General features: G+C 73.0%; 8 protein-coding genes. 4 read left to right on the top strand and 4 right to left on the bottom strand.

Annotated elements, in window-relative coordinates; translation table 11 throughout:
• Positions 1 to 39 precede the first annotated feature (39 nt).
• On the bottom strand, positions 40 to 924 hold the full coding sequence (locus ACZ3ZE_RS33465) for an SCO6745 family protein (RefSeq protein WP_467261746.1): 885 nt from the start codon (positions 922 to 924) through the stop codon (positions 40 to 42).
• A gap of 92 nt (positions 925 to 1,016) precedes the next feature.
• Between ACZ3ZE_RS33465 and ACZ3ZE_RS33460 the strand changes: the two genes are divergently transcribed.
• Entirely contained in the window at positions 1,017 to 1,598 is a 582-nt protein-coding gene (locus ACZ3ZE_RS33460; protein WP_363290743.1) for a TetR/AcrR family transcriptional regulator, read from the top strand.
• A gap of 73 nt (positions 1,599 to 1,671) precedes the next feature.
• Entirely contained in the window at positions 1,672 to 2,958 is a 1,287-nt protein-coding gene (locus tag ACZ3ZE_RS33455) for an SGNH/GDSL hydrolase family protein (protein WP_361171900.1), read from the top strand.
• A gap of 83 nt (positions 2,959 to 3,041) precedes the next feature.
• Here the strand turns inward: ACZ3ZE_RS33455 and mfd are convergent, their stop codons facing one another.
• Positions 3,042 to 6,575, bottom strand: a complete 3,534-nt coding sequence (gene mfd / locus ACZ3ZE_RS33450; protein ID WP_361624905.1) for a transcription-repair coupling factor — start codon at positions 6,573 to 6,575, stop codon at positions 3,042 to 3,044.
• Between the two features lie 83 nt (positions 6,576 to 6,658).
• Here mfd and ACZ3ZE_RS33445 point away from each other — a divergent pair, with 83 nt between their 5' ends.
• A complete protein-coding gene (locus tag ACZ3ZE_RS33445; protein WP_467261744.1) occupies positions 6,659 to 6,952 on the top strand; it encodes a type II toxin-antitoxin system RelE family toxin in 294 nt (97 codons plus the stop codon).
• Between the two features lie 10 nt (positions 6,953 to 6,962).
• Here ACZ3ZE_RS33445 and ACZ3ZE_RS33440 read toward each other — a convergent pair whose 3' ends face one another.
• Together ACZ3ZE_RS33440 and ACZ3ZE_RS33435 are read right to left on the bottom strand one after the other, a co-directional pair.
• Positions 6,963 to 9,536 (bottom strand): ABC transporter permease, encoded by a 2,574-nt coding sequence (locus ACZ3ZE_RS33440; protein WP_361171894.1) that lies wholly within the window; start codon positions 9,534 to 9,536, stop codon positions 6,963 to 6,965.
• Entirely contained in the window at positions 9,533 to 10,321 is a 789-nt protein-coding gene (locus ACZ3ZE_RS33435) for an ABC transporter ATP-binding protein (RefSeq protein ID WP_361171891.1), read from the bottom strand. Before ACZ3ZE_RS33435 ends, ACZ3ZE_RS33440 begins: the two co-directional genes overlap by 4 nt.
• Before the next feature lie 341 nt (positions 10,322 to 10,662).
• Between ACZ3ZE_RS33435 and ACZ3ZE_RS33430 the strand changes: the two genes are divergently transcribed.
• Positions 10,663 to 12,306 (top strand): MFS transporter, encoded by a 1,644-nt coding sequence (locus ACZ3ZE_RS33430; RefSeq protein WP_467261781.1) that lies wholly within the window; start codon positions 10,663 to 10,665, stop codon positions 12,304 to 12,306.
• Positions 12,307 to 12,342: the final 36 nt, after the last annotated feature.

Raw genomic sequence — 12,342 nt, 5'->3', positions numbered from 1 at the left:
CCACGCCCCGACATCCCCCACCCGGCGTCCCACCCGGCGTCAGACCTTGCCGATCCCCAGCGTGTTCTCCGCCGGAAGCAGTCCCGAGCCGATGACCGTGAGCCACGGCCCGCCGAGCAGGTCGCAGAGCCGGGCCGTGGCCTCCGGGCCGAGGGCGGCCCAGGGGGCGGCGGCCAGTTCGTCGGTGCGGCGCTCGACCTCGGCGCGCAGGGCGCGCCCGGCCTCGGTGGCGGTGCCGTCGGGGCGGACGAGGCCGCGGGCGGCGAGGCGTTCACGCGCGGCGCCCCACTCCGCCTCGGTCCAGCCACGGCTCGCGAAGGTGGCCTCGGCGGCGGCGCCGACGGCGGCGAAGGAGACCAGCGCCTCGGCCGGGTCGAGGCCTGCGGCGAGGAGGGCGGCGAGGTGTCCGTCGCCGCGGTGCTCGCGCAGGATCGTGGCGGCCTGCCACAGGACGAGGTGCGGGGCGTCGGGCCAGGGCAGCTCGGCGTTGGCGGCGGCGAGCGGGCGCCCCGCGGTCCCGGCGGCCCCGGCGGCGCGCCGGGCGAGCGCGGCTGCCTCGGCGAGCCCGGGGCCGTGGACCACGTCCTCGCCGAGGACGGCCCGGTAGGCCCGGTCGACGGCGCGGAGCCGGGCGGCGAGGACGGCGGCGGGGGTGGCGACGTCCCAGCCGGCGGGGACGTACCGGGCGGTCATGGCAGGGGCGAAGCTGTAGAAGGCGGAGGTCACCCGGGCGCTCCCGACGGCCCCGAGGGGTGCGGCGCGCCAGGCGAAGTAGGCGGGCCAGCGCTCCGTGACGCCGTAGCCGAGGGCGGCGGCCTCGTCGAAGGCCTCGGGGGCGTAATAGACCACGGCGTGGAGCGGTTCGAGGAGGTGCCACATCTGGCGCACGCGTCCGGGCTCCACGGTCTGGGTCTGCACGTTCATGACGACTCCCGTCCACCGATCATCTTGTCACTGACTAGATTCCTCTCGGCACCCGAACTTGTCAATGCCTAGATCCCGCGTACGCTGCTGCCATGACCAGTCGGCGCACCTATCACCACGGCGACCTGCGGCAGGCCGTCCTCACCGCCGCCCTCGACGTGATCGGCACCGAGGGCCCCGCCGCGCTCAGCCTGCGCGACCTCGCCCGGCGCGCGGGCGTCTCGCACGCGGCCCCCGCCCACCACTTCAAGGACCGCACCGGCCTGCTCACCGCGATCGCCGCCGAGGGCTACGACCTGCTCGCCGAGGCCCTCGCCGACGCGCCCGACCTGCGGGAGCGCGGGGTGCGCTACGTCCGCTTCGCCGCGGCCCACCCGGCGCACTTCCAGGTCATGTTCCAGCCGGGCCTGCACCGCGCGGACGACCCGGAGCTGCTCGCCGCGAAGGAGCGGGCCGCCACCGAGCTCCGCGCCGGCGTCACCGGACTGCCCGCCTCCGCCGACGCCCCCCGCGACACCGGCATGGCCGCCTGGTCCCTGGCGCACGGCTTCGCGACCCTGCTGCTCACCCACAACCTGGACGCCCCGCTGGGCGACCGGGACCCGGGCGAGGTGTTCCGCTCACTGACCGGACTGCTCGGTTCCGCCCAACTCGGCGGCGGCGGGCGGGAATAGCCCACGTCGATCAAGGCTTGTCCCTCGTCGTGCGCACAGGAAAGACCACGGCACACGACAACGGGCGGAACACATGAAGACCACCGGCACCACCTTCCGGCGCGCGGGCACGGCCCTGCTCGCCGCCACCACCCTCACGGCGCTCTCCGCGCTCTCGGCGCTCCCGGCGACCGCCGCGACCGCCGACCCGTCCCGCGGCGGCGCCGCGTGGCACGGCACCTGGGCCGCCTCGCCGCAGGCGGCGGCAGCGCCCTTCGGGCCCAACTGGTCGGAGCGGGGCTTCGACAACCAGACCGTCCGCCAGACGGTCCGCGTCACCACCGGCGGCACCCGGGCCCGGATCGAGCTGACGAACCGTTACGGCAGCACCCCGCTGAGGATCACCGGCGCGACCGTCGCCCGTACCGCCGAGGGCGGCGCGGTGCGGCCCGGTTCGGTCCGCGCGCTCACCTTCGACGGGCGCGGCTCCGTCACGATCCCGGCCGGCGGCACGCTGCTCAGCGACGGCGCCCCGTTCCGGACCTCCGCCTTCGAGACGCTCACCGTCACGCTCTACCTGGCGGGCCCGACCGGCCCCGCCACCTTCCACTTCTTCTCGGGCACCACCAGCTACCGGGCGGCGGGCGACCACCGGGCCGACGTGGCCGGCACGGCGTTCACCGAGACCGACTCGTCCTGGTACTACCTGTCCGGCGTCGAGGTCTCCGGCGGCGCCCACACGGCCCGCCGCGACTCCATCGTCACCTTCGGCGACTCCATCACCGACGGCGTCGGCGCCACCCCGGGCGCGGACGACCGCTACCCCGACGAGCTCGCCGAGCGCCTCGCCGCGGCCGGCTCCCCGCGCGCCGTCCTCAACCACGGCATCGGCGGCAACCAGGTCGTCAACGACACCACCTGGGCCGGCGAGAAGGGCATCGCGCGCTTCAAGAAGGACGTGCTCACGGAGCGGGGCGTCGGCACGGTCGTCCTTCTCGAAGGCATCAACGACATCGGCGGCAGCGGCCCGTCCTTCCCCGGCGGCCCGACCCCCGAGGTGTCCGTGAACCGCCTCATCGAGGGCCACCGCACCCTCATCCGCCAGGCGCACGCCCGTGGCATCAAGGTGATCGGCGCGACCCTGACCCCGATCAAGGGCTCGTTCTACTTCACGCCCGAGAACGAGGCCAAGCGCGAGGCCTTCAACGCGTGGGTCCGCACGTCCGGCGCGTACGACGGGGTCGTCGACTTCGACCGCGCGGTCGCCGACCCGGCCGACCCGGACCGCATCCTCCCCGCGTACGACTCGGGCGACCACCTCCACCCGGGCGACGCGGGCTACCGCGCGATGGCCGCCGCTCTGGACCTCGACGAGCTGTAAACCCCGTACGCCGCACCGCGCGAGGTACGGCGCGGGCTCCCCGCCCCGGCGGCACATCCGCCGGAACGGGGAGCCCGCCCGCCTCAGGACCCCAGGATCTCCGCCAGGAACTCTCCGGTCCACGCGAGGAGTTCGCGGCCCACGACCGGCTTGCCGCCGATCTTCCCGCTGGTCGGGCGGGGCACCAGGATCTGGTGGACGGCCGGCTTGATGACGGTGCGCGGGTAGAGGCGCTTCAGGCGCAGCTCCTGGGACTCGCGCAGTTCCACCGGGGCGAAGCGGATGTTGGGGCCCTGGAGGACGATCTCGCCGACGCCGCAGGCGCGGGCCAGCATGCGCAGGCCGGCGACCAGGAGGAGGTTCTCGACCGGCTCGGGCAGCTTGCCGTAGCGGTCGGTGAGCTCCTCGCGTACCGCCTTGATGTCCTCCTCCGAGTTGGCGGAGGCGATCGACCGGTACGCCTGGAGGCGCAGGCGCTCGCCGGGGGCGTAGTCGTGCGGCATGTGGGCGTCGACCGGGAGCTCGATCTTGACCTCCAGGGGGGCCTCCTCCTCCTCGCCGCCCTCCATCTGCGCCCGGTAGTCGGCGACGGCCTCGCCGACCATGCGGACGTACAGGTCGAAGCCGACGCCCGCGATGTGGCCGGACTGTTCGCCGCCGAGCAGGTTGCCCGCGCCGCGGATCTCCAGGTCCTTCATCGCCACGTACATGCCCGCGCCCATCTCGGTGTGCTGGGCGATGGTCGCGAGGCGCTCGTGGGCGGTCTCGGTGAGGGGCTTCTCCGGGGGGTAGAGGAAGTAGGCGTAGCCGCGCTCGCGGCCCCGGCCGACCCGGCCGCGCAGCTGGTGGAGCTGGCTCAGGCCGAAGTTGTCGCCGCGCTCGACGATCAGGGTGTTGGCGTTGGAGATGTCGATGCCGGACTCGACGATGGTGGTCGAGACGAGGACGTCGAACTTCTTCTCCCAGAAGTCCACCACGACCTGCTCCAGGGCCTGTTCGGACATCTGGCCGTGGGCGGTCGCGATGCGCGCCTCGGGGATGATCTCCCGCAGCCGGGCCGCCGCGCGGTCGATGGACTCGACGCGGTTGTGGATGTAGAAGACCTGGCCCTCGCGGAGCAGTTCGCGGCGGACGGCCGCGCCGATCTGCTTCTCCTCGTACGGGCCGACGAAGGTGAGGACGGGGTGCCGCTCCTCGGGGGGTGTCGTGATCGTCGACATCTCCCTGATCCCCGTCACCGCCATCTCCAGCGTCCGGGGGATCGGGGTGGCGGACATGGTCAGCACGTCGACGTTGGCGCGCAGCTTCTTCAGCTGCTCCTTGTGCTCGACGCCGAAGCGCTGCTCCTCGTCGACGACGACCAGGCCCAGGTCCTTGAACTTCGTCTCGGAGGAGAACAGGCGGTGGGTGCCGATGACGATGTCGACGGAGCCGTCCTTGAGGCCCTCCAGCGTGGCCTTCGACTCGGTGTCCGTCTGGAAGCGGGACAGGGCGCGGACGTTGACGGGGAACTGCGAGTAGCGCTCCGAGAACGTGCCGAAGTGCTGCTGCACGAGCAGCGTCGTCGGGACGAGGACGGCGACCTGCTTGCCGTCCTGGACGGCCTTGAAGGCGGCGCGGACGGCGATCTCCGTCTTGCCGTAGCCGACGTCGCCGCAGATCAGACGGTCCATGGGGACGGTCTTCTCCATGTCCTCCTTCACCTCGGCGATGGTGGACAGCTGGTCGGGCGTCTCCGCGTACGGGAAGGCGTCCTCCAGCTCCCGCTGCCAGGGCGTGTCGGGGGCGAAGGCGTGGCCGGGCGCGGCCATCCGGGCGGAGTACAGCTTGATGAGGTCGGCGGCGATCTCCTTGACCGCCTTCTTCGCGCGCGCCTTGGTCTTCGTCCAGTCGGCGCCGCCCAGGCGGTGCAGGGTGGGGGCCTCGCCGCCCACGTACTTGGTGACCTGCTCCAGCTGGTCCGTCGGGATGTAGAGGCGGTCGCCGGGCTGGCCGCGCTTGGCGGGCGCGTACTCGACGAGGAGGTACTCGCGGGTGGCGCCCTGCACGGTCCGCTGGACCATCTCGATGTAGCGGCCGACGCCGTGCTGCTCGTGGACGATGTAGTCGCCGACCTCCAGGGTCAGCGGGTCGATCGTCTTGCGCCGCTTGGCGGGCATCCGCTGCCCGTCCTTGCCGGCGGCCTTCTGCCCGGACAGGTCGGTCTCGGTGAGGACGGCCAGCTTCAGCGCCGGGTCGACGAAGCCGTAGTCGATGGAGCCGCAGGCCACGTGCACGACGGACGGGGAGATCTCGGCCAGGTCGGGGGCGAGGCGGGCGGCGATGCCCTCGCCGCCGAGCACCTCGACGGTGCGGGACGCCGGGCCGTGGGCCTCCGTCACGTACACCGTGCGCCAGCCCTCGGCCAGCCAGCCCTTGGTGTCGGCGAGGGCCCGGGCGGTGTCGCCGCGGTAGGTCTCGGGGGCGTGCATGCCCACCTTGAGGGTGTCCGCGTCGAGGGCGGCGTCGTCCGCGGCGAACGGCGACACCGACCACCACATCATGTCCAGCTCGCGGGCCCGGTCCCGGACGTCCGCGATCCCCCACAGGGAGGCCGCGCCGACGTCGATCGGGGCCTCGCCGCCGCCGGCCGTGGCCGCCCAGGAGGCCTGCAGGAACTCCTGGCTCGTCGCCACCAGGTCCGCCGCCCGCGTCCGGACCCGCTCGGGGTCGCAGACCACGGCCATGGAGCCCTTGGGGAGGACGTCGATCAGCAGCTCCATGTCGTCGACGAGGACGGGGGCGAGGGACTCCATGCCCTCCACCGCGATCCCCTCGGCGATCTTGTTGAGCAGCTCGCCGAGCTCGGGGTGCGCCTCGGCCAGGGCGGCGGCCCGCCCCCTGACCTCGTCGGTCAGCAGCAGCTCGCGGCAGGGCGGCGCCCACAGGCCGTGCTCGGCGACTTCGAGGGAGCGCTGGTCGGCGACCTTGAAGTAGCGGATCTCCTCGACGTCGTCGCCCCAGAACTCGATGCGGAGCGGGTGCTCCTCGGTGGGCGGGAAGACGTCCAGGATGCCGCCGCGCACGGCGAACTCGCCGCGCTTCTCGACGAGCTCCACCCGGGAGTACGCGGCGGCGGCCAGCCCCTCGACGATCTCGTTCAGGTCGGCGGTCTGCCCGCTCCGCAGCGCCACCGGCTCCAGGTCGCCGAGCCCCTTGACCTGCGGCTGGAGCACCGAGCGGATGGGTGCGACGACGACGCTGACGGGCCCGGCGGCGGGGTCGTCGGTACGGGGGTGGGCGAGCCGACGCAGTACGGCGAGGCGCCGGCCGACGGTGTCGGACCGGGGCGAGAGCCGCTCGTGCGGCAGCGTCTCCCAGGACGGGTAGTCGACGACCGTGTCGGGGTCGAGCAGCGAACGCAGCGCGGCGGCCAGATCCTCGGCCTCCCGCCCGGTCGCGGTCACCGCGAGCACCGTCCGCCGGGCCTCCCGCGCCAGGGCGGCGACGGCGAAGGGGCGGGCGGCGGGCGGGCCGACCAGGTCGACGTGGCGGCGGTTGCCGTCCGTGGCGGCCTTGACCGCCTCGGTGAGTGCGGCGTCCTTGACGACGGCGTCCAGCAGACCGTGCAGGCTCATGGAGGGTCCATCCCGGCGGAGGTGGGCAACGCGAACGGCCCGACACGTCTCACGGGCCGGGGCCTCCAGCCTACGACGACGCGGTGACAGTCACCCGTTCCGCCGTCCGGTTCCTGAAGGACGATCCCGAGGGGCTTCGGCAGGTCTTCGCCGCCGTGGATCTCCTCGCCGACGAGCCCCGTCCGCTCGGAACGGTCGCCTACGGTTCGCCGGAGCTCCGCCGAATGCAGGTGGGGTTCTCTCGCCTGCTGTACGAGATCGACCAGGGGACCATCACCATCACGGTCCTGCACATCGGGCGCACGCCCTGGCCAGGCGCCGCGGGCCGGGCCGGGCGGGGGTGTCCCGCCGGACCCGGCCCGCGGCCGTTTCCGTGATCGAGGACGATCACTCCGTCGCGATCGCGTTCAGCACGTTCATCCGTCCCGCCCGGAACGCCGGGACCAGGGCCGCGAAGAGGCCGACGAAGGCCGAGCCGACGAAGACGGTGAGGATGGTCGGCCAGGGGATCTCCAGGACGCCCAGGCCCTCCAGGGCGAGGAGCCGCTGGGCGGCGGTGCCCCAGCCGAGGCCCAGGGCCAGGCCGAGGAGGGCGCCGAAGAGGGCGATGACGACCGACTCCAGGCGGATCATGCGGCGCAGCTGGCGGCGGGAGAGGCCGATGGCGCGCATGAGGCCGATCTCGCGGGTCCGTTCGACGACCGACAGGGCGAGGGTGTTCACCACGCCGAGGACGGCGACGATGATTGCGAGGGCGAGCAGTCCGTACACGATGTTGAGGAGCTGGCCGACCTGGTCCTGGAGCTGCTTCTTGTAGTCGGCCTGGTCGGCCACCTGGTACTGCGGGTAGGGCGCGAGGGCCTTCTTGAGCCCCTCGTACGCGGCGTCCTCCTGGCCGTCCTTCGCCGTGGCGAAGACGATCATGCTCTTGGGCATCCGGTCGGCCGGGAGGAAGCGGGCGGCGGTGGTGATGTTCGTGTACATCACGCCCTTGTCGATGTTGCTGTCGTCGGAGGTGACGGCCGCGACCCGCAGCCGGGCCTTCTCGCCGCCCTTGAAGGCGACCGTGAGGGTGTCGCCGACCTTCACGCCGTGCTCGGCGGCGTAGGCGCTGCCGACGGACATGGCGCCCGGACCGTACGCGGCGGACAGTTCGCCCGCGGTGGTGTCGCGGCGCACGTCCCGCGCGTACGTCGGGTCGGCGGCGACGAGGCCGAGTTCCGCGCTCTTGCCGCGCGGGTCGGTGACCACGGCCTCGACCCACTTGTACTCGGTGACGTGGTCGAGCCCGGGGGCCTTCTCCACGGCGGCCAGGGCCTGCGGCACGACGGGCTGCCGGTTGGTGGACTGCACGATGAAGTCGGCGCCGACGGACCGGTCGAGCTCCTCCGTGGCGGAGGCGACCATCGACGAGCCGACGACGGACAGGCAGGCGACGAGCGCGAGGCCGATCATCAGGGCGGCGCCGGTGGCGCCGGTGCGGCGCGGGTTGCGGAGCGCGTTGCGCTCGGCCATGCGGCCGACCGGGCCGAAGACCCGCAGGACGACGACGCCCAGGGCGCGGACGACCACGCCGGACAGCAGCGGGCCGATCACGACGAAGCCGAGCAGGGACAGGACCACGCCGAGGCCGAGCCAGAGGGAGCCCGCGCCGGCCTTCTCGGCCTGGGTCGCGGTCCACAGCGCCGCGCCGCCCGCGGCGGTGAGGAGCAGGCCGAGCCCGGCCCGTACCGCACCGGCCTTGCCGTCGGCGGGGGTGCCCGCGTCGCGCAGGGCGGCCATCGGGGAGACCTTCGAGGCCCGGCGGGCGGGGACGAAGGCGGCGAGGAGGGTGACGACCACGCCGAGGACGAGACCGACGACGGGGGTGGTCCAGCGGACGGTGAGGTCCTGCGTGGACAGCTCCATGCCCATCGACGACATGAGCTGCATCAGGCCGACGGCGAGACCCACGCCGGCCGCGACGCCCGCGATCGAGCCGACGACGCCGAGGAGCAGCGCCTCGACGAGGACGGAGCGGTTGATCTGGCGCCGGGAGGAGCCGATGGCCCGCATGAGGCCGATCTCGCGGGTGCGCTGGGCGACCAGCATGGAGAAGGTGTTGACGATGAGGAAGATGCCGACGAGGAAGGCGATCCCGGCGAAGCCGAGCATCGCGTACTTCATGACGTCGAGGAATCCGGCGACGTCCTCGCGGCCCGCGTCGGCGGACTCGGCGGCGGTCTGCAGCTTGTAGCCGGAGCCGAGCTCCGCGGCGATGCGCGTCTTCAGCGCGTCGTCGCCGACACCGGGCGCCGCGTCGGCGGTGACCTGGGTGAACAGGCCCTCCTTGCCGAGGAGTTCGCGCTGCGCGGTGGCGGTGTCGAAGTAGACGAGGGTGGCGCCGGGGTTGGTGACCTTGAAGTCGACGATGCCGGAGATCTTCGCGGTGAAGTCGCCGGTGACGGCGATGGTCCGCAGCTCGTCGCCGATCTTCAGGTGGTGCTTCTCGGCGGTGCCGCCGTCGACCATGACCTCGGTGGGGCCGCGCGGTGCGTGACCGGAGGCGATCTCCATCGAGCGCAGCTCGTCGGCGGACCAGTTGGCGGCGATGGTGGGGGCGCCGGAGGTGGGCCCGACGTTCTCGTCGCGGGAGTCGACGACGGTGACGCTGGTGGAGAGGACCCGGCCCTGCGCGGCCTTGACGCCCTCGACGCCCCGGACCTGCGCGACGAGCGCGGCGGGCACCGTCTCGGGGCGCCCGTTCTGCGGGATCTCGTCGTCCCCGGCGGCGTTCGACGGGCTGACGGTGACGTCGGAGGCGGTGGACGCGAACAGTTTGTCGAAGGTGGTGTTCATGGTGTCGCTGAACACCAGGGTGCCGCAGACGAACGCGACGGAGAGGAGGACGGCGACGGCGGAGAGCGCCATCCGCCCCTTGTGCGCGAGGAAGCTGCGCAGCGAGGTCTTGAGCACGGTCACGACGTCCGCCCGCGCGCGTCGAAGTCCTTCATCCGGTCGAGGACGGCGTCGGCGGTGGGCCGGAGCATCTCGTCGACGATGCGCCCGTCGGCGAGGTAGAGGACCCGGTCCGCGTAGGAGGCGGCGACCGGGTCGTGGGTGACCATGACGATGGTCTGGCCCAGCTCGTCGACCGACTGGCGCAGGAAGCCGAGGACTTCGGCCCCGGCCCGCGAGTCGAGGTTTCCGGTCGGCTCGTCACCGAAGATGATCTCGGGCCGGGCGGCGAGCGCGCGGGCCACGGCGACCCGCTGCTGCTGGCCGCCGGAGAGCTGGTTGGGCCGGTGCCTGAGCCGCTCGCCGAGCCCGACGGTCTCGACGACCCGGCGCAGCCACTCCTGGTCGGGCTTGCGGCCGGCGATGTCCATCGGCAGCGTGATGTTCTCCAGCGCGTTGAGCGTGGGGAGCAGGTTGAAGGCCTGGAAGATGAACCCGATGCGGTCGCGCCGCAGTTGGGTCAGCTTCTTGTCCTTCAGACCGGTGATCTCGGTCTCGTCGAGGAAGATCTGGCCGCCGGAGACGGTGTCGAGACCGGCGAGGCAGTGCATGAGCGTGGACTTGCCGGAGCCCGAGGGCCCCATGATCGCGGTGAACTGACCACGGGCGATGTCCACGTCGACGTGGTCGAGCGCGACGACCCGGGTCTCCCCCGAGCCGTACGCCTTGACGACCTGTCGCGCCCGCGCGGCGACGGCCGTCCGCCCTCCAGTACCCCCGTGCCTGGGGATGGTCACAGCCGAAGTCACGGTAACTCTCCTATGCGGTGTATGCGTTGCATGTGCTTGATGCGCTTGATGCTCTTGTTTGCGTTCTTCGTGTTCGTACGGGATCCCGTAAGACCAAGCTAAGGACGGCGGGGGCCCGGCTCGTCCTCCGCCGGGACGAACGGCCCCTGGGCTGAATGGGGGAGGAGCCCCTAGGGGTTCTCCATCGAAGGATCGAGTGAGAGGGTGGCCCGGGCGCACTTAGATGTACGAAGCATCCGTCGGGGTGGGGAGAGGGGCCAGCGGTGTCCGAGGCGACCACGAGACAGACGGCACCCCCGACGGCGGACGCCACCCGGCGCGGGCCGGTCGTCGCCGCACTGATGCTCGGCATGGCGCTCGCCGCGCTCGACGGCACCGTCGTCTCCACCGCCGTCCCGCAGATCGTCGGCGACCTCGGCGGACTCTCCGTCTTCTCCTGGCTGTTCTCCGGCTACCTGCTCGCCGTCACGGTCACCCTGCCGGTGTACGGGAAGCTCAGCGACACCTTCGGCCGCAAACCCGTCCTGATCTCGGGCATCGTCCTCTTCCTGATCGGCTCCGTGCTGTGCGCGTCGGCCTGGGACATGTACTCGCTCATCGCCTTCCGCGTCGTCCAGGGCCTCGGCGGCGGCGCCCTCCAGGGCACGGTCCAGACGATCGCCGCCGACCTCTACCCGCTCAAGGAACGCCCCAGGATCCAGGCCCGGCTCTCCTCCGTGTGGGCCACCGCCGCCGTCGCCGGCCCGGCGGCGGGCGGGCTGCTCGCCGGATACGCGGACTGGCGCTGGATCTTCCTGGTCAACCTGCCGGTCGGGGCGGCGGCGCTGTGGCTGATCAACCGCTACCTGGTGGAGCCGGGACGCCCCCTAGGGGACGGGGGCGGAAACGGCTCAGGCGCCGACGCTGGCTCTGGCTCTGGCTCTGGCTCCGACGCCGGCGCCGCCTCCGACGGGACCCGGCCCCGCACCCGGCCCCGTCCCCGGGTCTCCGTCGACTGGGCGGGCGCGCTCGCCATCTTCGGCACCGGCACCCTGCTCCTGACCGCGCTCGTCCAGGGCGGCGTCGCCTGGCCCTGGTTCTCCGCCCCCTCGCTCGGCCTGTTCGGCGGCGCGGCGGCCCTCGGCGCGCTCACCGTGCTCATCGAACGCCGGGCCGCCGAACCGATCATCCCCGGCTGGGTCTGGCGGCGCCGCACCATCGCCGCCGTCAACCTGGCGCTCGGCGCCCTGGGCCTGCTGATGGTCGCCCCGACCGTCTTCCTGCCCACCTACGCGCAGGCCGTCCTCGGCCTCGGCCCGATCGCCGCAGGTTTCGTGCTCTCCGCGATGACCCTCAGCTGGCCCGTCACCGCCGCCCTCTCCAACCGGGTCTACACCCGCATCGGCTTCCGTCTGACCGCCGTCCTCGGCATGACCGGCGCCCTCCTGATCCTGCTCGCGTTCCCGCTGCTGCCCTTCCCCGGCGAACCCTGGCAGCCCGCCCTGCTGATGCTGCTGCTCGGCGGGGCGCTCGGCTTCTTCCAGCTGCCGCTGATCGTCGGGGTCCAGTCGACCGTCCCGTACGAGGAACGCGGCACGACCACCGCCTCCGTCCTCTTCGTCCGCCAGGTCGGACAGAGCGTGGGCGCCGCCCTGTTCGGCGCCGTGGCCAACGGGGTGCTCGCCGCGCGCCTCGGCGCCGAGAGCGGCGACCTGGACGGTCTGGTCCGCTCCCTGGAGACCCCCGGCTCGCTCACCGGGCAGGCCGCTGACCACCTGCGCCGGGCGGTCGACGCGGCCGTCGACTACGTCTACCTCGGCGCGGCGGCCGCGGCGGCCCTCGCCCTCCTGGCCCTGCTCACCCTGGCCCCACGCCGCTTCCCGGTCCTGAAGGAGCAGCAGGACGGGCAGGACGAGCTGGACGGGCAGGGCGGGCAGGACGGGCAGGGCGGGCAGGGCGGGCAGGACGAGCAGGACGAGCGGAGTGGGGCCCGGCCCGCCGGATAATTCCCGCACTCCGAAGGTCCGTTGACATCAGAATGG

This window comes from Streptomyces sp. NPDC023157, from assembly GCF_055560575.1.
Note: the sequence above shows the minus strand (reverse complement) of the source record. Positions and strands in the feature narration are given on the sequence as shown.

What these genes read in the sequence shown, in the direction of transcription:
- ACZ3ZE_RS33430 (WP_467261781.1), top strand. Translation starts at nt 10,663, where the DNA reads ATGCTCGGCATGGCGCTCGCCGCGCTCGACGGCACCGTCGTCTCCACC.
- ACZ3ZE_RS33455 (WP_361171900.1), top strand. Translation starts at nt 1,672, where the DNA reads ATGAAGACCACCGGCACCACCTTCCGGCGCGCGGGCACGGCCCTGCTC.
- ACZ3ZE_RS33460 (WP_363290743.1), top strand. Translation starts at nt 1,017, where the DNA reads ATGACCAGTCGGCGCACCTATCACCACGGCGACCTGCGGCAGGCCGTC.
- ACZ3ZE_RS33465 (WP_467261746.1), bottom strand. Translation starts at nt 924, where the DNA reads ATGAACGTGCAGACCCAGACCGTGGAGCCCGGACGCGTGCGCCAGATG.
- mfd (WP_361624905.1), bottom strand. Translation starts at nt 6,575, where the DNA reads ATGAGCCTGCACGGTCTGCTGGACGCCGTCGTCAAGGACGCCGCACTC.